Below are 23,168 nucleotides of genomic sequence, written 5' to 3' on the forward strand. Positions count from 1 at the left end.
GCAATGATCGTCATTATCGGCGCAATACTCGGGGCTGCGGGGGGCGGCCTGATCGCGTGGCGGCGCAAGGGCAAGCTGGCCGACATCCTGCTCTACGCCTTCGTCTACGGTCTGATCTTCGCGCTTGCGGGCCTGTTCCTCACCCTGATCCTGCACCGCGCCTCCGTGTGAGGCAGCGATGTTCCTGCCCTTCTTCGAGTCCCTCCGACAGGGCGGCGTGCCTGTCTCTCTGCGCGAGTACCTGACCTTTCTGGAGGCGGTGCGCGCCGGGCTCGTCACTTACGACATCGAGGCGTTCTACTACCTCGCGCGCAGCGCGATGGTAAAGGACGAGCGCCACATCGACCGCTTCGACCGCGCCTTCGCCGCTAGCTTCAAGGGGCTGGAAAGCATCAGCGCAAGCGAGGTACTCGAAGCCGTTGACCTGCCCGCCGACTGGCTGGAAAAGATGGCCGAGAAGCACCTCACCCCAGAGGAAAAAGCCGAGATCGAGGCACTTGGCGGCTTCGAGCGCCTGATGGAAACGCTCAAGGACCGTCTCCGCGAACAGGAGGGCCGCCACCAGGGCGGGTCGAAATGGATCGGCACGGCCGGCACCTCGCCCTTCGGTGCCTATGGCTACAACCCCGAGGGCGTGCGCATCGGCCAGAACGAGAGCCGCCACCGCCGCGCCGTCAAGGTCTGGGACAAGCGCGAATTCCGCAATCTCGACGACAGCGTCGAATTGGGCACCCGCAACATCAAGGTGGCACTCAAGCGGCTGCGGCAATGGGCGCGCGACGGTGCAAACGAAGAGCTGGACCTCGACGGCACGATCCGCGCCACCGCCGAGCATGGCTATCTCGACGTGATAACCCGACCCGAGCGGCGCAACGCGGTCAAGGTGCTGCTGTTTCTCGATGTGGGCGGCTCGATGGACCCGCATATCAAGGTGGTGGAAGAGCTGTTTTCGGCCGCGCGCGCCGAGTTCAAGCATCTCGAATACTACTATTTCCACAACTGCCTCTACGAGGGCGTCTGGCGCGACAACGCCCGGCGCTGGAACGCGCAAACGCCCACCTGGGAGGTGCTCAACACCTACGGGCCGGATTACAAGTGCATCTTCGTCGGCGATGCCAGCATGTCGCCTTACGAGATCGCCTATCCCGGCGGTGCCAACGAGCACTGGAACGCCGAAGCCGGGCAGGCCTGGCTGGAACGCGCCCGCGCGCAATGGCCCGACCACCTCTGGATCAACCCGGTGCCCCGGCGCGAGTGGGACTACACCCATTCCATCGGCATGATCCGCGAGATCTTCGACGACCGGATGGTACCGATGACGCTCGAAGGGCTCGATCAGGGGATGAAGGCACTGGTGCGCTGAAGGGGCGTGCGTGCTCAGGGGTTGGGGGGTGGTCTTGGCCTGGACCGGACCTTCCGGTCTTGGCCTACTTGCGCGGATTCAAGGCGCGGAACGCGCCGCCGCGCAGCGCCCGACCGCCCCCTCGGGCGAGCGCTCCTCAACGGCGCAAGTATCTGTAATCGGTGAAGTATCTTGCAGCGTAAGTCGCATAACACAGTCCGAACTGGGCCCACCCGGCGGGCGCTCGCTGCGCGGATTCCCAAGCGTTGCATCCAAAGACCGCTCAGGCCAACACCCCCGGCCAAAGCCCCCCTCTCACCCTCCCGACAGCGCCTTGGCCAATCGCGGCAGCCGCGCTTTCTTCAACAGCGGGCGCATCTCCCAATCTCCCTTCGACAGGTGCCGCGCCTTGGCCAGAACACCATCGGCCACCTCCGCCACCATCCCCGGCTGCGCCTGCCAGATACCGTGTAGGAACCCATCGGGATCGGTCCGCCACACCCCCTCCTCGGCCAGCACATTGCGCGGGAAATCGCGGGCGTTAAGGGTCAGGATACCGTCCGCCGACCCAGCAATGGCGGCGGCCAGAACGTGGGTGTCAGCAGGATCGGGCAGCCACAGCCGCGCCTCCAGCGACGGCTTCCAGGCGACACTTGCCTCGGGCCAGCGCGCCCCCATCAGCGCCGCCTCGCCCGCCGCCTGCGCCTGCGCATCGGGGCCCAGTTTCGCCGCCGCGTGCAGCCATTCACCGATGATCCGCTCGGACCAGAGCGGGACAAACGCCCCCGCCCCGGCCACGCCGAGGATCATCTCGCGCATCACCGTGGGATAGATCACGCACGTATCCAGAAGCACCCTCATAGCCGGTAGAACAGCGCCTTTAGGTAACCGCTCTCGGCGAGGTGGGGGTGCTGCGGATGGTCCGGCCCGGCAAAGCCCGTGTGAATGAGCGCCGCTTCGCGCCCTGCCCGTCCGATACCGCGCGTGCAGGCGGTGCGGAACCGGGCCAGATCGGCGGCGTGCGAGCACGAGCACAGGCCAAGGTAGCCGCCCGGCGCCACCAGCCCGGCGGCCAGCCGCGCCACCCGCTCGTAGGCGCGCAGCCCCTTTTCGAGGGCCTTCTTCGACGGCGCGAACGCCGGTGGATCGCAGATCACCACGTCGAATTGCACGCCCTCGCCCGCCAGCGCCTCCATCACCGCGAACGCATCACCGCGGCGGATCTCTAGCCGGTCAGCCACCCCCGTCCGCTCCGCGCCCTCCCGCGCCAGATCAAGCGCCGGGGCAGAGCCATCCACCGCCAGCGCATGCGTCGCTCCGCCCGCAAGCGCCGCGAGGGCAAAACCGCCGACATGGGAAAACACGTCGAGCACCCGCGCCCCCTGCGCCAGCCGCGCGGCAAAGGCATGGTTGGGCCGCTGATCGTAGAATATCCCGGTTTTCTGCCCACCCAAGAGATCGGCCATGTAGGTGGCCCCGTTCATCGGCACTGGCACCGGCCCCTCCGGCGCGCGACCGGCGAGAACAGAGCTCTCCTCGTCCAGCCCCTCCAGTGTCCGCGCGCGCCCGGCGGCGTTCTTGAGCACGGTCTTGACGCCGGTGACTGCCTGCACTGCCTCCACGATCTGCGGCAGCAGGACCTCGGCCCAAGCCGCATTTGGCTGGATCACGGCAATATCGTCGAAGCGGTCGATCACCACGCCCGGCAGGCCATCGGCCTCGGCATGAACCAGCCGGTAGAAGGGCGCCTCGTAGAGCCGCGCCCGCATCTCGTGGGCGCGCGCCAGCCGCGCCGCGATCCACTCCGAGTCGATCCTCGCGGTCGCGTCACGATCCAGCATCCGCCCCATGATGCGCGAGGCCGGATTGACGGCGACCAGACCAAGCGGCGCGCGCTCGGCATCCTCCAGCACCGCGATGGTGCCGGGGGTCAGAGCGCGGGTGCGCCGGTCGGTCACGATTTCATTGTCGAATACCCACGGTGCGCCGTGGCGGATGGCGCGGGCTTCGGCCTTGGGGCGCAGGCGGATCACGGGATAAGGGGACGGTGTCATGCCGCCCCCTTACGCCGTTTCGATTGTTCCGGAAAGCTCAGAGTTGGTTGAGCGCGCCGATGAGGCCGAGCGCCTGCGCGCGATAGCCGTCCCCGCCGCCAAGCTCGGCGCGGATCACGTTCGCCAACTGCCCGGTGATGCGCACCTTCTGCGTGATGCCGCGCCGTTCGGCCGCGATCGCCTTTTGCCCGCCAAGCGCCTTGAAATCGGCCTTGACGAATTTCGGCTCGGTAAGCGCGACACCGGTCTCGGGATCGCGCAACGTGTAGGTAAACTGGATCGCGTGCACCCCGCCGAAGGTATAGCGTGCCTTCTCGCTCAGCGCGTGGAACTTCGTCAGCTCGACATCGAGAACCACCGGCACCGCGCCCAAGGGCAACGCCGTGACGCCGCGCTCGAGCCCCTGCTCGAGGATCGCCGCCACCTGCGCGTGCCGATCTCCGGGCGGGTCCTCGCGCCAGACGATGTCGCCGCCAGGAAGGTAGCGGTTGGCCTCCGACACCCTGAGACTGCGGGGCACGCGCACGCGTACCTCCTGCACGTCGAGCGGCACCGCGGCGGGCCGCAGCGCGGGCGCATCAAGCGGGGCATTTCTCGTGGCGGTCTCGACGCTGGCGCAGGCCGAAAGGCCCAGACCGAGCATGAGTGCGGCAATCAATCTGACAAGGTACATGGTCGTCTCCGTGGACAAAGCCTCATTAACGAGGCTCTTTGTGCACGCAGAATACGGCTCGTTTTAGACAAACCCTGTTCATTTCGCGGGCAGGCACCGCGCGGGGGCTCAGTCCCGCTTGCGCCCGCGCCAGCCGCCTCGACGGCGCGGACTTTCCGCCTGCGCAAGCCCTGCGCGCAGCACCGCCGTCATCGGGTGGTCGGGGGCGTCAGTTGCATGGCGCACCAGCAGCGCCTCGAGCGCGGCGGGGACCTCCTGCCCCCGCGGCAGCGATAGCGCCCAGTCGAGAAAGATCGACCGGCATTCGCCCTCGTCGATGCCGTCGATGCGATAGGCCTCGCGAATGAGCCCCTTGGGATCGAGTGCGTCACCACGCGCCATCGCCTAGCCTCCCTCGCCCGCGCCAAGCGCCGCGTCGATCACGCAGGCGGCCTCGTCACATGTTCTGTCAAGCCGATGCGCGAGCATCTCCAGGCTCTCCTCCCCGGTTTCACGCAGCACAAAGGCCGCCCCCGCCTTGCCGATCCGGTCGGGATCGAGCGGGCCGTCCCCAAAGAGGCGCGCCACCATCTGCAAGGTCGAGCAAAGCCCGAACGCGGCCTCGAGCGCTGCACCGCCCGCGGCATCCAACCACCCGGATGCGACAGCCCCGCGCAACCCCGAGACCGGATCACGCGCGCCATGCCCGACCAGAAGGTTGCCAGCCTGCGCGACCAGCTCCAGCTCCAACAGCCGCCCGCGCCCCAGCTTGACGTCCCAAGCCCCCTCGGGCGGCTTGGCGCCGGCCACGCGCGCGCGCATATCGGCCACGGCCCGCAGCACCGGCCCCCGCGCGGCCTTGTCGGCAATGAGCGCGGTTCGGAACGCCTCGAAATCGTCGGCCAGCCCGGCATCCCCGGCGATCACCCGTGCCCGCGTCAGCGCCAGGTGTTCCCACGTCCAGGCCTCGTCCGCCTGATAGCTCCGGAAACTCGGCCAGCTTGTCGCCACCGGCCCCTGGTTGCCCGAGGGGCGTAATCGCATGTCCACCTCGTAAAGCCGCCCCTCCGCCATCGGCGCGGTCAGCGCGGTGATCAGCGCCTGCGTGAGCCGCGCGTAATAGGGCCGGACCGACAGCGGGCGCGCCCCGTCCGAGCCCTCGGCATCGCCCGCGTCATAGATCACGATAAGGTCGAGGTCCGAGCGCGCGTGCAGCCGCCCCGCCCCCAGCGAGCCCATCCCGATCACCGCCGCGCCACGCCCCGGTGGCACCCCGTGCCTTGTGGCGAACTGCGCCACCACGCGCGGCCAGAGCGCACCGATCACCGCCCCGGCGAGATCGGCGTATTGCGTGCCCGCGCACGCCGCATCGACCAGCCCGCGCAGGTGGTGCACGCCGACGCGGAAATGCCATTCCTTGTGCCAGCGGCGGGCGAGATCGAGGGCGCGCTCGTAATCAGGCTCGGCCTCCAGCCGCTCGACCAGGGCCGTCTCCAGCGCCGCGCGCCCGGGCCAGGGCGCAAAGAAATCGCCGGCGATCACCGCGTCGAACACGCCCGCGTTGCGCGACAGGTATTGCGCCAATGACGGCGCGGTACCGACGATATCAACCAGCAGGTCGATAAGCTGCGGGTTTGCCTCGAACAGCGCAAAGACCTGCACCCCGGCGGGCAGCCCACGCAGGAACCCGTCAAAGGCGAGAAGCGCCTCGTCAGGATTGGCCGCACGGGCGAGGCGCGCGAGGATCTCCGGGCGCAGCCGCTCGAATATCTGCTGCGCGCGTTCCGAGCGCAGCGCCGGGTAGCCGTGCCAGCGCGCAATCACCTCCTCGTCGAACGCGGCCTCCGGCACCTCTTCCGCCGCGTCCCCACCCGGCGCCTCCTGTCGAAAGAACCCCTCGATCAGGTCATCCACCGTCGCCACACGCTCGGCAATTTCGTCACGCAGCTCGCCGGTCTCGCGCCCCATGAAGGCGGCGAGCCGGTCGAACTCGGCGGCCGAATTGGGCAACAGATGGGTCTGCGCGTCGCGCAGCATCTGCACGCGGTGCTCGAGTTCGCGATGAAAGCGGTAATTCTCCGTCAGCGTATCCGCCGCCTCTTGCGGCACCCAGCCCTTCTCCGCCAGCCGTGCCAGCCCCTCTACCGTGCCGCGCACCCGCAGGTCCGGGTCGCGCCCGCCCGCGATCAACTGCCGTGTCTGGGTGAAAAACTCGATCTCGCGGATACCCCCACGGCCCAGCTTGACGTTGTGCCCCTCAAGGCAAAACGCGCCGCCCAGCCCCTTGTGCGCGCGAATGGCCAGCCGCATGTTGTGCGCGTCCTCGATCGCCGCGAAATCCAGGTGCTTGCGCCAGACGAAGGGCCGTAGCGTGGCGAGGAACCGCTCTCCGGCGGCGAGATCGCCCGCGCAGGGCCGCGCCTTGATCCACGCCGCGCGCTCCCATGTGCGCCCGAGGCTCTCGTAATAGGTCTCCGCCGCAGCCATCGCCATGCACACGGGCGTGACCGACGGATCGGGGCGCAGCCGCAGGTCAGTGCGAAACACGTAGCCGTCGGCGGTGCGGTCGTTGAGCATGGCCGACATCCTGCGCGTGGCCCGCACGAGCGAGGAACGCGCCTCGTGGAAATCGTCGCGCTCGAACCGGGTCTCGTCGAACAGGCAGATGAGGTCGATATCCGAGCTGTAGTTGAGCTCGCGCGCCCCCATCTTTCCCATCGCGAAAACGACCATACCCGCGCCGGTGGCGATGTCATCCTCGCCCATGCCCGGCAGCTTGCCGCGCCGGACTTCTGCCGAGAGAGCGGCCCGCAGTGCGAGATCACAGGCGAGATCGGCAAAGTCGGTCAGGTGCCCGGTGATCTCCTCCAGCGACCACACGCCGCCCAGGTCCGCGAGCCCGGTGATGAGCGCCACCCGCCTCTTGGCGCGGCGCAACTCGGGGCCGAGCCGGTCGGCCCCGGTCTCGCGCAGATCGTGATGGATGGCCTCCAGCGCCGCCTCGGGGGCCTCCGCCGCGCCGGCCAGCCAATCGCCCTCGCTCTCCACGAGCGACTTCAAGAACGGGCTGCTCCCCGCCGCCCCGGTGACGAGGTCGGCCACCGGGCCGCTCATGCCGGGCGCGTGCCACAGCGCCTCGGCCCCCTCTTCGGGGGAATAGGCGCGCGGACAGCGGGTGAGGCGATCTGCCAGGGTCATGAGCGCGAGTGATACAGGCGCGGCGGGTCTGGTCAATGGCCCGGCGTCGTGAAACACTGAGCAATACCGACGGAATACCGACAGGATACAGATGAGCAAAAGTGTCGCCCGCGTGCGCCGCGCCCTCGCCGGCGCCGGTCTGGATATAGAGCCGATCGAGATCGGCAACGCCACCACCGCGCAGATGGCCGCGGACCTCGTGGGCTGCGACGTGGCGCAGATCGCCAAGTCGATCATGTTCCGCGACGAAAGCAGCGGCGACGCGATCCTGTTCGTCACCTCTGGTGCCAATCAGGTCGATCTGGAGGCGGCAGGCACTGTGGCAGGCACACCGCTGGGCCGCGCCGATGCCGCGCTGATCCGCGCGCAGACAGGCTTTGCCATCGGCGGGGTCTCGCCCGTGGGTCACCTGACGCCGCCGCGTGCCTTCTTCGATCCGGACCTGCTGCGCTTCGATGAGGTCTGGGCCGCGGCGGGCACGCCGCGCCACCTGTTCGGGATCGCTCCGGGGCGGCTCATGGAAATTTCCGGGGCTCAACGCGCGGATTTCACCGCCTGACCTCTTGCAATCGGCGGCCCCCTCGCCAAGCTATAGCGCATGGCGATGCACGACACATGGGCCCTGCCCGACCCCGACACGCAACCTGAATTCTACGCCGATGTCGCGGCCAAGCGGCTGGTGGCCTTCGTCGTCGATACGCTCGTAATCATCGTGCTGAGCCTTCTGGTGGTGCCCTTTACCGCCTTCACCGGGCTTTTTTTCTTCCCGGTTCTGATGGCTGTGATCGGGTTTGCCTATCGCGTGGTGACCATCGCGCGCGGCTCGGCCACCTGGGGGATGCGCCTCGTCGCGATCGAGTTCCGCGCCGCCGATGGCCGCCGCTTCGACCTCGGATTGGCCTTTGCGCACACGCTGGGACTCGCGATCTCTTTCGCGCTGCCACTGTTGCAGGTGATCTCGATTGTGCTGATGCTGACGCGTCCGCGCGGCGAAGGATTAAGCGATCTGGTGCTGGGCACGGTCGCGCTCAACCGTCGCGCCACGATGTAACAGCGCGGTGACGTTCCCCTTGGCGGGCCGGGGTTTCGTTGTTAACGTCAGGACTGAATACCACTGGACACCCGCATGAGACACACGCTTCCCATAGCGCCCCAGTTCTACGTGACGGCGCCGCAGCCCTGCCCCTACCTGCCGGGCCGGATGGAGCGAAAGCTGTTTACCGCACTTCAGGGTGAGGGGGCACAGCGGCTCAATGACGGGCTGTCGAAACAGGGATTCCGCCGGTCGCAGAATGTGCTCTACCGCCCATCCTGCGCCGATTGCGCGGCGTGCCTCTCGGCGCGGATCGACGTGGCGGATTTCTCCCCTTCGCGCACGCAGCGGCGCGTTGCGCGTCGAAACGCCGGTCTCGAACGGCAGGTCGCCTCGCCCTGGGCTACCGAGGAGCAATACGCCCTCTTCCGACGCTATCTCGAGAGCCGCCACGCCAGCGGCGGCATGGCGGACATGGACACGTTCGAATTCGCCGCGATGATCGAGGAGACACCGATCCGCACGCGCGTGGTGGAATATCTCGACCCCGAGACCGGCGCTCTCGTGGCCACCAGCCTCACCGATATTCTCGATGACGGGGTGAGCATGGTCTATTCCTTCTTCGAACCGGACTTGCCCAAAGCGTCGCTCGGGACCTACCTGATCCTCGACCATGTCGAGATCGCACGCGAGATCGGGCTGCCTTACGTCTACCTGGGTTACTGGGTGCCGGGCAGCGACAAGATGGGCTACAAGGCGGCGTTTGCGGGGCTGGATGTCTATGCGGGCGGGCGCTGGCAACGCGTCCATGACCCCGACGCCTTTCGCTCACAGGCGCATCCGCTGGTCAACGACCCGATCGCCGAACAGGTCGCCAATATCTCGCTACCCGATACCGGACCGGTGCGGCGCAGGGGTTGAATGGGTCTGAACCGTGCCGCGGCGTCCTGCCTGGGCGTACATGCCGGTTTCGAGCCACCCGAACATGCCAGATCAACGAATGAGTCCGGGCGCGGGAGCGCGAAAACGTGTCACGCCGCGGGCGCGAACACCCTCAGCGTCCCGTGCAACCCCGGATATCGACGGCGTCGCCCGTGGTGAGCACGGTAAAGCGCAACGCGCTGCGGTCGAGCACGAAGCCACGCCCGTCGACATGGTAGATTTCGGTGCGTGCGCTGATCCGACCGCCCGCGCGTGCGGTCTCGGCCTGCGCCACCCACAGCTCGGGGTCGCCGCTCTCGACCACCACCATCTCGCGCGCGCCCATCTGTGCCATCTCGATCTCGACGGCAAGTTCCATGCCACCCGCCACCGGCGCGACCCGGCAGGTCACCTGCCCGACACCGGCCTCGGTGGCGGTGTAGGGTCGCGCGGCAAGCGCCGCCGCGATCCGCGGATCACGGTCGCCGTCGCCGCCGAGCGGAAGATCAAGGCTCACCTCCGTCTCGACCGGCACACAAATATCGCTGCACACGCCAATCTCCAAATCACCGGCAAGCGAAACAGGCTCCCCCGTCCGCGCCGGTGTGATGCGAATCGGCAGGATCAGGTCGTGCGAATAGCCGATGGTACGCAACCCGTTGGTGGTGGTCTGCTGTGGCGTGGGCCACAGAACCTCGACCGCGCCGACATTGCGCGACCCTCGCCAATCGAACCGCGGCGGGATGCCCGCCTCGCCCGGCGCGCGCCAGTAGGTCTTCCATCCCGGTGCCAGCTCGAACCGAAGCGCCGCCATTAGCGTGCCATCCTCCATGCGCCAGCCCGGAAGGATGCTGACCGCGACCATGTCCTGCGGCGTGCGCGCCGACGCCGGAGCGACCATGGTTACCGCCAGGAGGACAAAAGACAGGAGATATCTCGCGAACATGGGCCTGACATGGGGCATTTTGCGATCAAAGCCAACTCACAAACAGGCGAGAATTCCTGCACGCGCGTCAACACACCGCTTGCACAGTCCCGCTCCCCTCCCCATTCTCGGGGTATGAGCGCTCCCATGCCGTCCCCCGCGCCAGTCGACCTGACCGGCAAGATCCTGATCGCGATGCCCGGAATGGGCGATCCGCGGTTTGCCTACTCGGTCGTCTATCTCTGCGCGCACAGCGCCGAGGGTGCCATGGGGCTGATCGTCAATAAACCCGCACAGGACCTCCAGATGTGCGATCTGCTCGAACACCTGTCGATCACCCCAGGCCCTGAAATGCGCGACATGCCGGTGCATTTCGGCGGCCCGGTAGAGCATGGCCGGGGATTCGTGCTGCACGATGACGGCTACCGCTCGGACATCGCAACGCTCAATGTGGCGGAGGGGTTCGGGATGACGGCAACGCTCGATATTCTCGAGGATATCGCGCAAGGTCGCGGGCCGGATCGGGCCATTCTGGCGCTGGGATATGCCGGCTGGGGGCCCGAGCAACTCGAATCAGAGTTGGCAGAGAACGGTTGGCTAACCTGCGACGCCGATGCCGATCTGGTCTTCGACAGCGTTGATACCGACAAATGGGAGACCGCGCTCACCCGCCTCGGCATCTCGTCGCTGACGCTGTCGTCAGATGCCGGGCACGCCTGAGACGCTTGGCACTGGCCAACCGCGCGGTAGGCGGGGTAATCTGCGCACCATGCTGCGCGCGACCCCACGTTTTTTCCTCGTTATTCCGTTCCTGCTGGTATCGGCGATGATCACCGGCGCGGTCTGGCAATATGGATACCGGCAGGCACTGGACGATCTCGCGCAGCGCGGTAAGGCCGACCTGTCGCTGGTGGTGGGCGGGCTGGTGGCCGATCTTCAGCGCTACCGAGATCAGGTCGTGGCGCTGGCCGATCATCCCACGCTTGTGGCGCTTACCGGACCGGCGGGGCCGCGAGCGCGGGACCGGGCCGAACGCCTTCTGACCGCCGCCGCGGACCGAACCGGAGCGGCGGCCCTCTATTACACCGATACCGGGGGCAATATCCTCGCAGGAACCGATGCGCATGGCGGCGCGTTTACCGGCACCGCGGTGTTCAAGCGCGCCATGGATGGCGCGCTCGGAACCGCCCGAGCCGACGCCCGCGCACATGGCGGCAGGGTCTTCGAATTCGCCGCTCCCACCTTCGCAAGCGACGGGCGCGTTTCCGGCGCGGTGATCTCGGTGGCAGCGGCCGAACACATGGAGTTCGGCTGGCGCGGCATGAGCACGGCGGTGTTCCTGGTGGACGGCGCGGGCACGGTGTTCCTGTCCAACCGCTCTGAACTTTTGGGCTGGCGCAAGGCATCGGACCGGCCGCAACTGATCCCGCCGGGCGGCAAGCCTGTGCCACTGGAACAAAGCAAGGGTGGACCACATGAGATCTGGCACATCGATCTTGGCAACTACCTGCCCCGGCAGGCGCTGCCGGTGGCTCAGGACGTGCCGCGCATCGGCATGACCGGCGCGGCACTTGTCGATACCGCCCCGGCACGCCGGCTTGCCGCGCTTCAGGCAGGGGCGGTGGCGGCGCTGTTCCTGTTCTTCGGAATGCTGCTATTGCTGGCACAGGAACGCCGCCGCGCGCTGGCCGCAGCCAATGCCGATCTCGAGCGCCGTGTGGCCGAGCGCACCGAGACACTCAGCCGCACGAACCGTGCGCTCCAGCGCGAGATCGGCGAGCGGCAGGAGGCCGAGGCCGCCCTGCGCCGCGCGCAAGCCGAGCTGGTGCAGGCCGGCAAGCTGAGCGCGCTGGGCAAGATGAGCGCCGGCATCAGCCACGAGCTTAACCAGCCACTCATGGCAATCCGCCAGTTCACGAGCAACGCCGCCGCCTTCCTCCACCGCGACGCCCCCGACCGCGCCGCCGAGAACCTCGCGCGCATCGATGAGATGGCACACCGCATGAGCCGTATCATCCGCAACCTGCGCGCCTTCGTGCGCAACGAGAACGAACCAATGGGCCGCGTCGATATCCGCGCCGTGGTAGATGCCGCGCTCGACATGATGACTGAGCGGCTCCGCAAGGACGAGATCACGGTCGACTGGACGCGGCCGCCGCACCCGGTTTTCGTGCAAGGCGGCGAAGTCCGGCTGGGGCAAGTTCTGGTCAACCTGATGACCAATGCCGCCGACGCCATGCGCGAGAGCCCCGAACGCCGCATCGCGATCGCGGTCGAACACGCCGACGGCGCACCGGTGCGTCTGAGCCTGCGGGACACAGGCCCCGGAATCGATGAGCCCGACAAGATATTCGATCCGTTCTACACCACCAAGGATGTCGGCGGCGAGGGCATGGGGCTGGGGCTGTCGATCTCCTACGGGTTGGTGCAGAGCTTTGGTGGTCGCATCACCGGCAGCAACACCGGGAGCGGCGCGGAATTCACAATCGAACTCGACCAGTGGAGCGACGCGCGGGAGAGCGCGGCATGAACCGCGAGGTACTCGTCGTGGACGACGACCGCCCGGTGCGAGAGGCGCTGGCGCAGACGCTGGAACTGGCGGATTGCAAGGTGCGCGCCACCGGATCGTTTATCGAGGCAAAAGACCATATCGCCGCCGATTTTCCCGGCGTGATCCTCTCGGACATCCGCATGCCGGGGCGCGACGGATTTCACCTGCTGGACCACGCGCACGGAATCGACGCCGAACTGCCGGTCATCCTGCTGACCGGCGAGGGCGACATCCCTATGGCGGTCAAGGCGATGGGCGCGGGTGCCTTCGACTTTCTCGAAAAGCCCTGCGCGCCCGAACAGCTCGTCGCGGTGATCGACCGCGCGCTCAACACCCGTCGCCTCGTGCTGGAAAACCGCCACCTCAAGGCACAGCTGGAAACCGGCGATCCGGCGGCACGCATGATTTTCGGCACCTCGGATCTGGCCGAGAGCCTGCGTCACACGGTGCGGCAGGCGGCGCGCGCGGGCACCGAGGTGCTGGTCACCGGCCCACCCGGGGCGGGTGTATCCAAGGTGGCCGAGGTTATCCACCTGATGTCGAAGGGCGCGAACGGACCCTTCATCAAGCGCGCGGCGGCCGGGCTCACCCCGGACGGGCTGGATGCCGCCTACGGGCAAGCGACGGGCGGCAACCTGTTCCTCGACGAGGTGATGGCCCTACCCACCGAGAGCCAATACGCCCTGCTTGATCGGCTCGACCCCGGCGGCGAGGCGCGGCTCATCGCAGGCAGCACCGCGGACCTGGCGCAGGCCGCCGCTAATGGACGCTTCAACGCCGATCTCTATTACCGGCTGGAGGTGCTGCGTGTCCGCATCCCGGCGCTGTCGGAGCGGCCCGAGGACATTCCGGTACTGTTTCGTCACTACGTCGCGCAGGCCGCCGAGCAGGCGGGGCTCGCCGCGCCGGAAATCAACCCCGATCACCTCGCCGCGCTGATGGCGCAGGATTGGCCAGGCAATGCCCGCTCGCTCATGTCAGCGGCGATGCGTTTCGTACTGGGGATGCCCGACAGCGGCGCCGACACGGCGGAGCTGGGTCTCGCCGAACAGATGGCGCGGCTCGAACGCTCGCTGCTTATCGCGGCACTGGGGCGGCAGAACGGGCGGGCGGCGCACGCGGCGGAAGCGCTCAAACTGCCACGCAAAACCTTCTACGATAAGCTGGCGCGCTACGGGATTCGCCCCGAGGATTACCGCCGCTAAGCCGCCAGTAAACTGTGCGGAAATCCGCACGATCACTGTGCACCCAGTGCGGAATACCGCACAAGCCATGACGCAAGTACAAGGCCGCCATGCAAAGAGTGGTGTGTAATGGCCTGAACACGCTTCAAAAACAGGCAGCGCGCCCGACAATTGCACAAAAACTTGAGTGGCGCGCCCGTTTCTCCCACCATGGCCGTACCGCGCCGCACTGGCGCTGTGGAAGACTCAGAACCTATGGGAGGAGACCCAAGATGAAATTCCTGACCGCTGCCGTATCGGCACTGGCTCTGACCGCGGGCGCGACCACCGCGATGGCCGCCTGCGACGACGGCGAGATCGTCGTCAAGTTCAGCCACGTCACCAACACCGACAAACACCCCAAGGGCATCGCCGCCTCGCTGCTGGAAAAGCGCGTCAACGAAGAGATGGACGGCACGATGTGCATGGAGGTGTTCCCCAACTCCACACTCTACAACGACAACAAGGTGCTCGAGGCAATGCTTCAGGGCGACGTGCAGCTCGCCGCGCCGAGCCTCTCGAAATTCGAGAAGTTCACCAAGCAGTTTCGCCTGTTCGACCTGCCCTTCATGTTCAAGGACATCAACGCCGTCGATGCCTTCCAGGCCTCCGACAACGGGCAGGCGCTGCTCGATTCCATGCAGCGCCGTGGCCTTCAGGGACTGGCCTACTGGCATAACGGCATGAAGCAGATGTCGGCCAACGTACCGCTGATCGAGCCCTCCGACGCCGAGGGGCTGAAGTTCCGCGTACAGCAATCCGACGTGCTGGTGGCACAGTTCGAGCAGCTGGGTGCCAACCCGCAGAAGATGGCCTTCTCCGAGGTCTATGGCGCGCTCCAGCAGGGGGTCGTGGACGGGCAGGAGAACACTTGGTCGAACATCTACGGCAAGAAGTTCTTCGAAGTGCAGGACGGCGTGACCGAAACCAATCACGGCATCATCGACTATCTGGTGGTAACCAGCGTCGACTGGCTCGACAGCCTCGATCCGGAGGTACGTGATCAGTTTCTGACGATCCTGGACGAGGTGACCGAGACCCGCAACAAGGAGTCCTACGAGGTCAACCAGGCTGCCAAGCAGGCGGTTATCGACGCTGGCGGCGAGGTGCGCACGCTCACGCCCGAGCAACGCAGCGCTTGGGTAGACGCGATGAAGCCGGTCTGGAATCAGTTCACGGACGATGTCGGCCAGGAGAACATCGACGCGGCCCAGGCGATCAATGCCAGCATGTAAGATCGCGTGCCGCGCCTGAACGCGCGGCCTACGGGGCGGGCCAAAATCGATTGGCCCGCCCCTTTTGCAAGTACTCCGGGGAGGAGGGAACGATGCAGACCCGTCACAGCATGGTAGACCGGATCGAGGAGACGCTGATCGCCGCGCTTCTCGGCCTGATGACAGTGGTGACCTTCGCCAATGTCGTCGCGCGCTACCTGTTCAACTCGAATATTCTCTGGGCGCTGGAACTGACCGTGTTCATGTTCGCCTGGCTGGTGTTGCTCGGCGCGTCCTACGCTGTCAAGAAACGCGCCCATCTCGGCGTCGATGTGGTGCTAAACATGCTGGCCCCACCCGCACGCCGCGTGCTTGCGCTGGTGTCGGTGGCGTGCTGTCTCGTGTTCTCTCTCTTTCTGCTCAAGGGCGCGTGGGATTACTGGTCGGTGTTTGCCGAACTGCCACCCACCACCGGGCGCTGGTTCCCCACCGGGCTCGATTTCGACGCCCGCGGGCAGGGCTGGTATGAGGTCGAGAGCGTGCCCATGCCCGAGGTTCTGCGGTTCGTCGAGGACTGGATCAACTACGGCGAGGAATACGAAAAGGTGCCGCGCGCGATCCCTTATGTTGTGCTGCCTTTGTCGATGCTGCTTCTGACGCTGCGCTTCGCGCAGGTGGCGATCGCCATCTGGCAGGGCCGTGAAGACCGGCTGGTGGCAAGCCACGAGGTCGAGGACGAACTCGAAAGCGTCCGCGCGCAGCACGGAGGACAGGACTGATGGAAGTCGCACTTCTCTTTTCACTGGTCATCGGCCTGCTGCTCATCGGCGTGCCGATCGCCGTCTCGCTGGGGCTCAGCTCGACGCTTTTCCTTCTGTGGTTCTCGGAATCCTCTCTCGCCTCGATAGCACAGACCCTGTTCTCGGCCTTCGAGGGGCACTTCACGCTGCTCGCGATCCCGTTCTTCATCCTCGCGTCGGCCTTTATGACGACAGGCGGCGTGGCGCAGCGAATTATCCGCTTTTCCATTGCCTGCGTGGGGCACCTGCATGGCGGGCTGGCGATTGCCGGTGTGTTCGCCTGCATGCTGTTTGCCGCGCTGTCGGGCTCGTCGCCAGCGACTGTGGTGGCAATCGGCTCCATCGTGATCGCGGGAATGCGGCAAGTCGGCTACACCCGCGAATTCGCCGCCGGTGTCATCGCCAATGCCGGCACGCTCGGCATCCTGATCCCGCCGTCCATCGTGATGGTGGTCTATGCCGCCGCAGTGGATGTGTCGGTGGGGCGGATGTTTCTCGCCGGGGTCATTCCTGGCCTGGTGGCGGGCGGGATGCTAATGTCGACGATCTACATCATGGCACGCATCCGCAACATGCCCAAGGGTGAGTGGCAGGGCTGGGGCGAGATCTTCGCCTCGGGCCGGGATGCAGCATGGGGCCTATTCCTGATCGTGATCATCCTGGGCGGTATCTATGGTGGCATCTTCACGCCAACCGAGGCCGCAGCGGTAGCCGCCGTCTACGCCTTCTTCATCGCTTGTTTCGTCTACAAGGATATGGGGCCGCTCGCCACCGAGGGCGAGGATCGCAACACCTCGCTACTGCGCAAGCCACAGGCACTCGTGACGGCGTTCTTCCACTCCGACACGCAGCGCACGCTGCTGGAGGCGGGCAAGCTGACGGTAACGCTCCTGTTCGTGATCGCCAACGCTCTCATCCTCAAGCATGTCCTGACAGACGAGCAGATCCCGCAGTCCATCGCCAACGCCATGCTCTCGGCGGGGTTCGGGCCGGTGATGTTCCTTATCGTGGTGAACATCATCCTGCTCATCGGCGGACAATTCATGGAGCCCTCGGGCCTCCTCGTGATCGTCGCGCCACTGGTCTTTCCCATCGCGATCGAGCTGGGGATCGACCCCATTCACCTCGGCATCATCATGGTGGTGAACATGGAAATCGGAATGATCACGCCGCCGGTGGGGCTCAACCTCTTCGTCACCTCCGGCGTGGCGGGGATGCCGATGATGGCGGTGGTACGCGCGGCCCTGCCGTTCCTCGCCGTACTCTTCGTGTTCCTGATCATCGTCACCTACGTGCCGTGGTTGTCAACCGTACTGCCCAATACCTTCATGGGGCCGGAGCTTATCATGCGCTAGCCTGCGCTCCGCGTAACTGCGGGCCACGCGCGGCGGGGGCGGCAACCCCCCGCCGCATGGCATTTTTCGAGACCTTGCCGTTACGGCACTTGGAAACCACACGGGGCCACGCTACCTGATCCGTTCGGGGCGGGCCTTTACCGGGGCACGTTTCGCCGCTACCCATGCCTGGCAAACGACAGGGAGAGCCTCGTGACTGTTACCGGTGCCGTCGTGGACAGCGATGCCTTCCTTGCCGCCATGCGACAGGTCGCGGCGACCGTCACCGTGGTAACGACCGACGGGCCGGCGGGGCGCGCGGGTGCAACGGTGAGCGCCTTCACCTCGCTCTCGGCCGACCCACCCTCGGTCATCGTCTGCCTGCGCGCCGACAGCCGGATCGCGCGCACGGTTCTGGATAACCGCGCATTCTGCGTCAACGTCCTGCCCGAGGACGCGGTAAACGTGGCACGCGCGTTTGCCGGCCCGTCGCCCGACGACCCGGCGGACCGATTCCGTGACCTAGAGATCGCCTACGGGGCGCACGGTCCCCTGCTGCCGCGCGCCACGAGCTTTTCCTGCGCGCTGATGGAACACGTGCTGCACAACACCCACGCCATCTGCATCGGATCGGTCCGCGCGCTGGCGGTGGCGGGAGAAAAGCCGCTCACCTATCTCAGCGGCGACTACCACCGCGTGCGCCCACACGAGGGCTGAGCACAGCCTCTTGCGCCCGCCCCGACCGCGGTCTAGCACTGCGTGCATGACCGACACCGCCCTCCCCCAAGACGACAGCCGTGCGCGCCGCAACGTGGCCGTACTCGTGGGTGCGCAAGCTGTTCTCGGCGCGCAGATGCCGATGATCTTCGTTGTGGGCGGGCTGGCCGGGCAATCGCTCGCCTCCAACCCCTGCTTCGCGACGCTGCCCATCTCGCTCATCGTGCTGGGCTCGATGCTGTCGGCCACGCCGATGGCGCACGTGATGCAGCGCTTCGGGCGGCGCACGGGCTTCTTCCTTGGCGCGCTGTTCGGCGCGGTGGGCGCCGCGGTGGGTGCGTGGGGGCTCTATAGCGCCTCCTTCCCGGTGTTCCTGCTGGGCAGCTTCCTGACCGGAACGTACATGTCGGCGCAGGGCTTCTACCGCTTCGCCGCCGCCGATACGGCAAGCGACGCGTTCCGTCCCAAGGCGATCTCCTACGTGATGGCAGGCGGTCTCCTGAGCGCCATCGTCGGCCCGCAACTGGTCAAGCTCACCTCGATGAGCATGGTGATCCCGTTTCTCGGCACTTACCTCGCGGTGATCGCGGTCAACATCGTGGGGGCGCTGCTATTCCTGCTGCTCGACATCCCGCGCCCGCCGGTGCCCGCGCATGACGCGCCGCGCGGACGCTCGCGGCTCGAATTGCTGAAAACCCCGCGCATCGCCGTGGCGGTGATCTGCGCGACGGTGGCCTATTCGTTGATGAACCTGGTGATGACCTCGACACCGCTCGCGGTGGTGGGCTGCGGCTTCACGCCCGGCCACGCCGCCGATATCGTGTCGGCGCATGTGCTGGCAATGTATATCCCATCGTTCTTCACCGGCCACCTGATTGCGCGATTCGGGGTCGAACGGATCGTGACCACCGGCCTCGTCATCCTCGCGGGCGCCGGCGCGGTGGCGCTTTCAGGGGTAACGATAGACAGGTTCTACGCCGCGCTCATCCTCTTGGGACTAGGCTGGAATTTCGGCTTTATCGGGGCCACGGCCATGCTCGCAGGAGAGCACGAGCCCCATGAACGGGGCCGCGTGCAGGGGATGAACGACCTCATCGTGTTCGGCGGCGTGACCTTCGCCTCGCTCGCCTCAGGCGGGCTGATGAACTGCTCGGGCGGCACGGCGGAGGCGGGCTGGACCGCCGTCAACGTTGCAATGGTGCCGTTCCTCACACTCGCGGGCGGTGCGCTCATCTGGCTGGCGATGCGCCCACGCACGGCCTGACCGCTGGCGGCAGCGGCGGATACTGAGTATTTTTGCCAAGAAGAAGCCGGGAGCGCGCGCATGATCCGCGAGATTTGGCACAGCTACCGCCGCCTGCCCCTCTGGGTGCAGCTCTGGGTGGCGGTGATTCTCGTGCCAATAAACGCTGCCTCCCTGACCTTTGTCGCGCACCCCTCTGGCGTGTGGGTCGCAGCGATGGCGGTGGGCGCGATGCTGCTCAACGGCGCGATCATGCTGGCCGAGGGCGGCTTTTCCAAGCTCATGGCGCTGCCGCATGTGGCGATCTGGACACCGATGCTGGGGCTGGTGGCGTGGTTACTGGCGCAGGATATCGCTCCCGCTTACCGGGGCTATCTGCTTATCCTGCTGGTCATTGATACGGTGTCGCTGGTCTTTGACGCGCTCGACACGCGCAAATGGCTGTCAGGCGACCGGGAGGTCGCCTGACCGCGGCCGGGTCTCAGCCCAGCTTGCGCAGACGCGCCAACAGGCTGGAGGTGTCCCAGCGCCCACCGCCCATCTTCTGCACGTCCTTGTAGAACTGGTCGACCAGCGCGGTAACCGGCAGGCTCGCGCCCACCTCGTCGGCGGTGTCGAGGCAGATACCCAGATCCTTGCGCATCCAGTCCACCGCGAATCCATGGTTCCATTTGTCATCGAGCATGGTCTCGTAGCGGTTGGACATCTGCCATGAACCGGCCGCCCCCTGGCTGATAACCTCGACCACCGCGCGCCCGTCGAGCCCTGCCTCCTCTGCGAAATGCAGCGCCTCGCTGAGGCCCTGAACCAGCCCGGCGATAGCAATCTGGTTGGCCATCTTGGTCATCTGCCCAGCGCCGCTCTCTCCGATGCGGCGGCAGAGCTTGGCATAGACCTGCATTACCGGCTCGGCGCGCGCATAGACGGCCTCGTCGCCGCCGCACATGATCGAGAGCTGCCCGTTCTCGGCCCCCGCCTGCCCGCCGGAGACCGGCGCATCGACAAAGCCCACGCCGCGCGCCTGCGCCGCCGAATAAAGCTCGCGGGTGACCTTCGCCGACACGGTGGTGTGATCGACGAAGATCGCGCCCTCCGCCATGCCGGCGAAGGCACCATCATCGCCCAGGCAGACGCTGCGCAGGTCGTCATCGTTGCCGACACAGGCCATCACAAATTCGGCGCCCTGCGCCGCCTCGCGCGGTGTGGAGGCAGACCGTCCACCATGCTCGGCCACCCATTTGTCGGCCTTGGCGGCAGTGCGGTTGAAGACGCAGACCTCGTGGTCCGCCGCCTGAAGATGCCCGGCCATCGGGTAGCCCATGACGCCCAATCCAAGAAATGCCAGTTTTGCCATGTCGCTTTCCTCCTGTCGCGTGCCCATTGTCTCGCCCCGGATTTCTGACTATCCCCGGCGGGGATGCAAGCACAAACTCGGAAAGGCACCGCCGATGCCGGTGATCCTTAAATGGCTGTTGCGCGCCGCGGGCGGGCTGGTTGCGCTGGCGCTGGTGGCGGTGGTAATCGTCTACATGCTGCTCGCACGCTCGCTGCCCGATTATGACAAGCGGCTCGCCGTCGAGGGGGTTTCCGACCCGGTCGAGATCGTGCGCGACAATGCAAACGTGCCGCATATCTTCGGTGAATCCGACGCCGACACCTTCTTTGGCCTCGGCTATGCCCATGCGCAGGACCGACTGTGGCAAATGACCATGATGCGCCGCACCGTGCAGGGACGGCTGTCGGAGGTATTCGGGCCGCGTACCGTCAAGATCGACACCACGCTGAGGCGTTTCGATCTCTACAATCTCGCGCGGGCCTCGGTCGCTGCGCAAGATGCCAAGACGCTGGCAGCACTCAAGGCCTATTCCGACGGGGTCAATGCCCGCCTGACCGAGATCAACCGCGAGGCGCTGGGGCGTGGTGCACCGGAGCAGTTCATGTTCAACGCCCCCGTGGCCCCCTGGCAGCCTGCCGATTCGATTGCGCTCATCAAGCTGATGGCGGTGCAATTGTCGGGACATCTGAGCGAGGAGGTGCTGCGCGCCCGCGTCTCGCTCGCGCTCGAGGACGAGAACCGGCTCGACGACCTCCTGCCTGACGCGCCCGGCGGCGGCATCGCGGCCTTACCAGATTACGCAAGCCTGGTTCCCGGCGCGAAGTTTGCCCACACGGCGGAGGCGGAGCCCCCGGTCCACCCGCTTTCGCCATTCAAGGAGCGCGCATTCGCAGGGGCGTCCAATGCCTGGGCCGCAGCCCCGGACCGCGCCGCATCGGGCGGCACACTACTGGCCAACGATCCGCACCTGGGCTTTTCCGCGCCGTCGATCTGGTATCTTGCGCGACTCGAGCTCGAGGCGGGCGGGGTGATCGGCGGCACCATTCCCGGTATACCCGCTATCCTGACAGGCCGTAGCGCACGGCTGGGCTGGGGGCTAACCTCGTCCTACCTCGACGATCAGGACGTATTCATCGAACGGCTCAACCCCGATGATCCGAACCAGTATCTGACGCCCGATGGCTGGGCTCCCTTTCGCACCGCGCGCTCGATCGTCGAGGTCAAGGACGCTGATCCCGTCACCCTCACCCTACGCTGGACGAAAAACGGCCCCGTCCTGCCCGGCAGCCACTACAACCTCGGCGAGGTGACGCCACAGGGCCATGTGGCGGCTGTGAGCTGGACCGCGCTCTCGGGCGAGGACACAACCATGACCGCGGCGATGCGGCTGATGCAGGCGCAATCGGTCGCCGAGGCGCTGGAAGGCACACGACTCTTCGTCGCGCCCTCGCAGAACCTGACGGTCGCAGACGAGACCGGCATCGCGCTCAAGCTCATCGGCGCGATGCCCCGCCGCGACGCCCGCCACGAGAGCGAGGGCCGCATGCCCGCGCGCGGGTGGATCGCCGAGAACCGCTGGCAGGGGATGCTGCCAACCGCGGCGAACCCGGAATTCATCGACCCCTCGGGCGGCATCCTCGGCAATACCAACAACAAGATCGTGGACCGCCCCTTTCCCATGCATGTCAGCCACAACTGGGGCGACACGCAGCGTATCCATCGTTGGCGCGAGCTGATGCAGCGGCGCGAGGTGCATACGCGCGACAGTTTCATAGAGGCACAGCTTGACACGGTAAGTTTTACCGCGCGCTCGCTCCTGCCGCTGATCGGGGCGGACCTGTGGTTCACCGGCGAGGCCGCCCCCGAGGGCACGCCAGAGCGCCTGCGCCAGCGCGCGCTAGAACTGCTGGCCGACTGGAACGGCGAGATGAACGAGCACCTGCCCGAGCCACTTATCTACGCGGCATGGATGCGATCACTGATGAAGCGGCTCATCGAGGACGATCTCGGGCCACTTGTACGCGACTTCGATCACCCCGAGCCGGTGTTCATCGAGCGGGTGTTTCGCGACGTGGACGGGGCGTCAGCGTGGTGCGACGTCCGGCACTCAGCCGCGCGCGAGACCTGCACCGACATCGCGCGGATGGCGCTCGACGACGCGCTGATCTGGATATCCGAGCGCTATGGCCGGTCATTGGAAAGCCTGCGATGGGGCGACGCCCACCAGGCCACGCACGATCATCAGGTGCTGGGCGAGGTTCCGCTCCTACGCTATTTCGTCAACATCCGCCAATCGACCTCGGGCGGTGACAACACGCTCCTGCGCGGGCGCACGCGGGGCGCTGAGGGGCCTGACCCCTTTCAAAATGTCCACGGGGCTGGCTATCGCGGTGTCTACGATTTCGCCGATCCCGACAGCAGCGTGTTTATCACATCCACCGGCCAGTCGGGTCATTTCCTGAGCCGCCATTACGACGACCTCGCCCAGCTCTGGAGACGCGGCGAATACATCCCGATGTCTCTAGACGAGGGTCTCGCGCGAGCGGCGGCGGTCGGGGTAACGGTGCTCGAACCGCGCGGTCAGTGAATGAAGGCAGGCCGCGCCGGTTGTCCCGACGCAGCCCT

The 23,168-nt window shown here is 66.5% G+C and carries 22 protein-coding genes; 15 read left to right on the top strand and 7 right to left on the bottom strand.

The features are described from left to right. Window positions 1-3: 3 nt before the first annotated feature. Together AC13D8_RS18070 and AC13D8_RS18075 are read left to right on the top strand one after the other, a co-directional pair. Complete coding sequence (locus tag AC13D8_RS18070) at window positions 4-171, top strand: hypothetical protein (RefSeq protein ID WP_164989190.1); 168 nt, start codon at window positions 4-6, stop codon at window positions 169-171. A 7-nt stretch (window positions 172-178) separates the two neighbouring features. Then, window positions 179-1,363 (top strand): vWA domain-containing protein, encoded by a 1,185-nt coding sequence (locus AC13D8_RS18075; RefSeq protein ID WP_482969997.1) that lies wholly within the window; start codon window positions 179-181, stop codon window positions 1,361-1,363. 294 nt (window positions 1,364-1,657) lie between these two features. Here the strand turns inward: AC13D8_RS18075 and AC13D8_RS18080 are convergent, their stop codons facing one another. The 5 genes from AC13D8_RS18080 to glnE form a co-directional block, all read right to left on the bottom strand. After that, on the bottom strand, window positions 1,658-2,203 hold the full coding sequence (locus AC13D8_RS18080; protein WP_482969998.1) for an RSP_2648 family PIN domain-containing protein: 546 nt from the start codon (window positions 2,201-2,203) through the stop codon (window positions 1,658-1,660). Beyond that, on the bottom strand, window positions 2,200-3,396 hold the full coding sequence (locus AC13D8_RS18085) for an RSP_2647 family RNA methyltransferase (RefSeq protein ID WP_482969999.1): 1,197 nt from the start codon (window positions 3,394-3,396) through the stop codon (window positions 2,200-2,202). The genes AC13D8_RS18080 and AC13D8_RS18085 overlap by 4 nt, the downstream gene beginning before the upstream one ends. Before the next feature lie 37 nt (window positions 3,397-3,433). Further along, window positions 3,434-4,069 carry a DUF6778 family protein gene (locus tag AC13D8_RS18090; RefSeq protein WP_482970000.1) on the bottom strand — a complete coding sequence of 212 codons (636 nt, stop codon included), beginning with the start codon at window positions 4,067-4,069 and terminating at the stop codon, window positions 3,434-3,436. Window positions 4,070-4,177: 108 nt separating this feature from the next. After that, the gene (locus tag AC13D8_RS18095) at window positions 4,178-4,450 is read right to left on the bottom strand and encodes a hypothetical protein (protein ID WP_482970001.1); all 273 of its coding nucleotides are present in this window, start codon (window positions 4,448-4,450) and stop codon (window positions 4,178-4,180) included. 3 nt (window positions 4,451-4,453) lie between these two features. Further along, window positions 4,454-7,246, bottom strand: a complete 2,793-nt coding sequence (gene glnE / locus AC13D8_RS18100) for a bifunctional [glutamate--ammonia ligase]-adenylyl-L-tyrosine phosphorylase/[glutamate--ammonia-ligase] adenylyltransferase (RefSeq protein WP_482970002.1) — start codon at window positions 7,244-7,246, stop codon at window positions 4,454-4,456. 91 nt (window positions 7,247-7,337) lie between these two features. Between glnE and AC13D8_RS18105 the strand changes: the two genes are divergently transcribed. The 3 genes from AC13D8_RS18105 to AC13D8_RS18115 all read left to right on the top strand — a co-directional run bounded on the left by AC13D8_RS18105 (window position 7,338) and on the right by AC13D8_RS18115 (window position 9,200). Continuing rightward, the gene (locus tag AC13D8_RS18105; protein ID WP_482970003.1) at window positions 7,338-7,805 is read left to right on the top strand and encodes a YbaK/EbsC family protein; all 468 of its coding nucleotides are present in this window, start codon (window positions 7,338-7,340) and stop codon (window positions 7,803-7,805) included. Between the two features lie 45 nt (window positions 7,806-7,850). After that, complete coding sequence (locus AC13D8_RS18110) at window positions 7,851-8,297, top strand: RDD family protein (protein ID WP_104019624.1); 447 nt, start codon at window positions 7,851-7,853, stop codon at window positions 8,295-8,297. A gap of 75 nt (window positions 8,298-8,372) precedes the next feature. After that, complete coding sequence (locus AC13D8_RS18115) at window positions 8,373-9,200, top strand: arginyltransferase (protein ID WP_129432436.1); 828 nt, start codon at window positions 8,373-8,375, stop codon at window positions 9,198-9,200. A 133-nt stretch (window positions 9,201-9,333) separates the two neighbouring features. On the opposite strand, the gene AC13D8_RS18120 is transcribed toward AC13D8_RS18115, so the two are convergent. Continuing rightward, on the bottom strand, window positions 9,334-10,146 hold the full coding sequence (locus AC13D8_RS18120; protein WP_482970004.1) for a protein-disulfide reductase DsbD domain-containing protein: 813 nt from the start codon (window positions 10,144-10,146) through the stop codon (window positions 9,334-9,336). A 114-nt stretch (window positions 10,147-10,260) separates the two neighbouring features. On the opposite strand from AC13D8_RS18120, the gene AC13D8_RS18125 reads away from it, so the two are divergent. The 9 genes from AC13D8_RS18125 to AC13D8_RS18165 all read left to right on the top strand — a co-directional run bounded on the left by AC13D8_RS18125 (window position 10,261) and on the right by AC13D8_RS18165 (window position 19,675). Further along, window positions 10,261-10,845, top strand: coding sequence for a YqgE/AlgH family protein (locus AC13D8_RS18125; protein WP_241691101.1), 585 nt, complete (start codon window positions 10,261-10,263; stop codon window positions 10,843-10,845). 49 nt (window positions 10,846-10,894) lie between these two features. Then, window positions 10,895-12,655, top strand: coding sequence for a sensor histidine kinase (locus AC13D8_RS18130; protein ID WP_482970005.1), 1,761 nt, complete (start codon window positions 10,895-10,897; stop codon window positions 12,653-12,655). Then, window positions 12,652-13,881 carry a sigma-54-dependent transcriptional regulator gene (locus AC13D8_RS18135; RefSeq protein WP_482970006.1) on the top strand — a complete coding sequence of 410 codons (1,230 nt, stop codon included), beginning with the start codon at window positions 12,652-12,654 and terminating at the stop codon, window positions 13,879-13,881. Before AC13D8_RS18130 ends, AC13D8_RS18135 begins: the two co-directional genes overlap by 4 nt. Window positions 13,882-14,132: 251 nt before the next feature. Beyond that, window positions 14,133-15,134: a DctP family TRAP transporter solute-binding subunit gene (locus AC13D8_RS18140; protein WP_104019327.1), complete on the top strand. Its 1,002-nt coding sequence runs from the start codon at window positions 14,133-14,135 to the stop codon at window positions 15,132-15,134. A gap of 92 nt (window positions 15,135-15,226) precedes the next feature. Continuing rightward, a complete protein-coding gene (locus AC13D8_RS18145; protein WP_129432440.1) occupies window positions 15,227-15,892 on the top strand; it encodes a TRAP transporter small permease in 666 nt (221 codons plus the stop codon). Continuing rightward, on the top strand, window positions 15,892-17,268 hold the full coding sequence (locus tag AC13D8_RS18150; RefSeq protein ID WP_482970007.1) for a TRAP transporter large permease: 1,377 nt from the start codon (window positions 15,892-15,894) through the stop codon (window positions 17,266-17,268). Before AC13D8_RS18145 ends, AC13D8_RS18150 begins: the two co-directional genes overlap by 1 nt. 192 nt (window positions 17,269-17,460) lie before the next feature. Then, window positions 17,461-17,964 (top strand): flavin reductase family protein, encoded by a 504-nt coding sequence (locus AC13D8_RS18155; RefSeq protein WP_482970008.1) that lies wholly within the window; start codon window positions 17,461-17,463, stop codon window positions 17,962-17,964. A 46-nt stretch (window positions 17,965-18,010) separates the two neighbouring features. Continuing rightward, window positions 18,011-19,228 carry an MFS transporter gene (locus tag AC13D8_RS18160; RefSeq protein ID WP_482970009.1) on the top strand — a complete coding sequence of 406 codons (1,218 nt, stop codon included), beginning with the start codon at window positions 18,011-18,013 and terminating at the stop codon, window positions 19,226-19,228. Between the two features lie 60 nt (window positions 19,229-19,288). Next, window positions 19,289-19,675, top strand: coding sequence for a hypothetical protein (locus AC13D8_RS18165; protein WP_482970010.1), 387 nt, complete (start codon window positions 19,289-19,291; stop codon window positions 19,673-19,675). Between the two features lie 13 nt (window positions 19,676-19,688). Here AC13D8_RS18165 and AC13D8_RS18170 read toward each other — a convergent pair whose 3' ends face one another. Beyond that, window positions 19,689-20,561: an NAD(P)-dependent oxidoreductase gene (locus tag AC13D8_RS18170; RefSeq protein WP_482970011.1), complete on the bottom strand. Its 873-nt coding sequence runs from the start codon at window positions 20,559-20,561 to the stop codon at window positions 19,689-19,691. Between the two features lie 94 nt (window positions 20,562-20,655). On the opposite strand from AC13D8_RS18170, the gene AC13D8_RS18175 reads away from it, so the two are divergent. Beyond that, on the top strand, window positions 20,656-23,130 hold the full coding sequence (locus tag AC13D8_RS18175; RefSeq protein WP_482970012.1) for a penicillin acylase family protein: 2,475 nt from the start codon (window positions 20,656-20,658) through the stop codon (window positions 23,128-23,130). Window positions 23,131-23,168: the final 38 nt, after the last annotated feature.

This window comes from Roseovarius sp. B-10 (assembly GCF_056859295.1).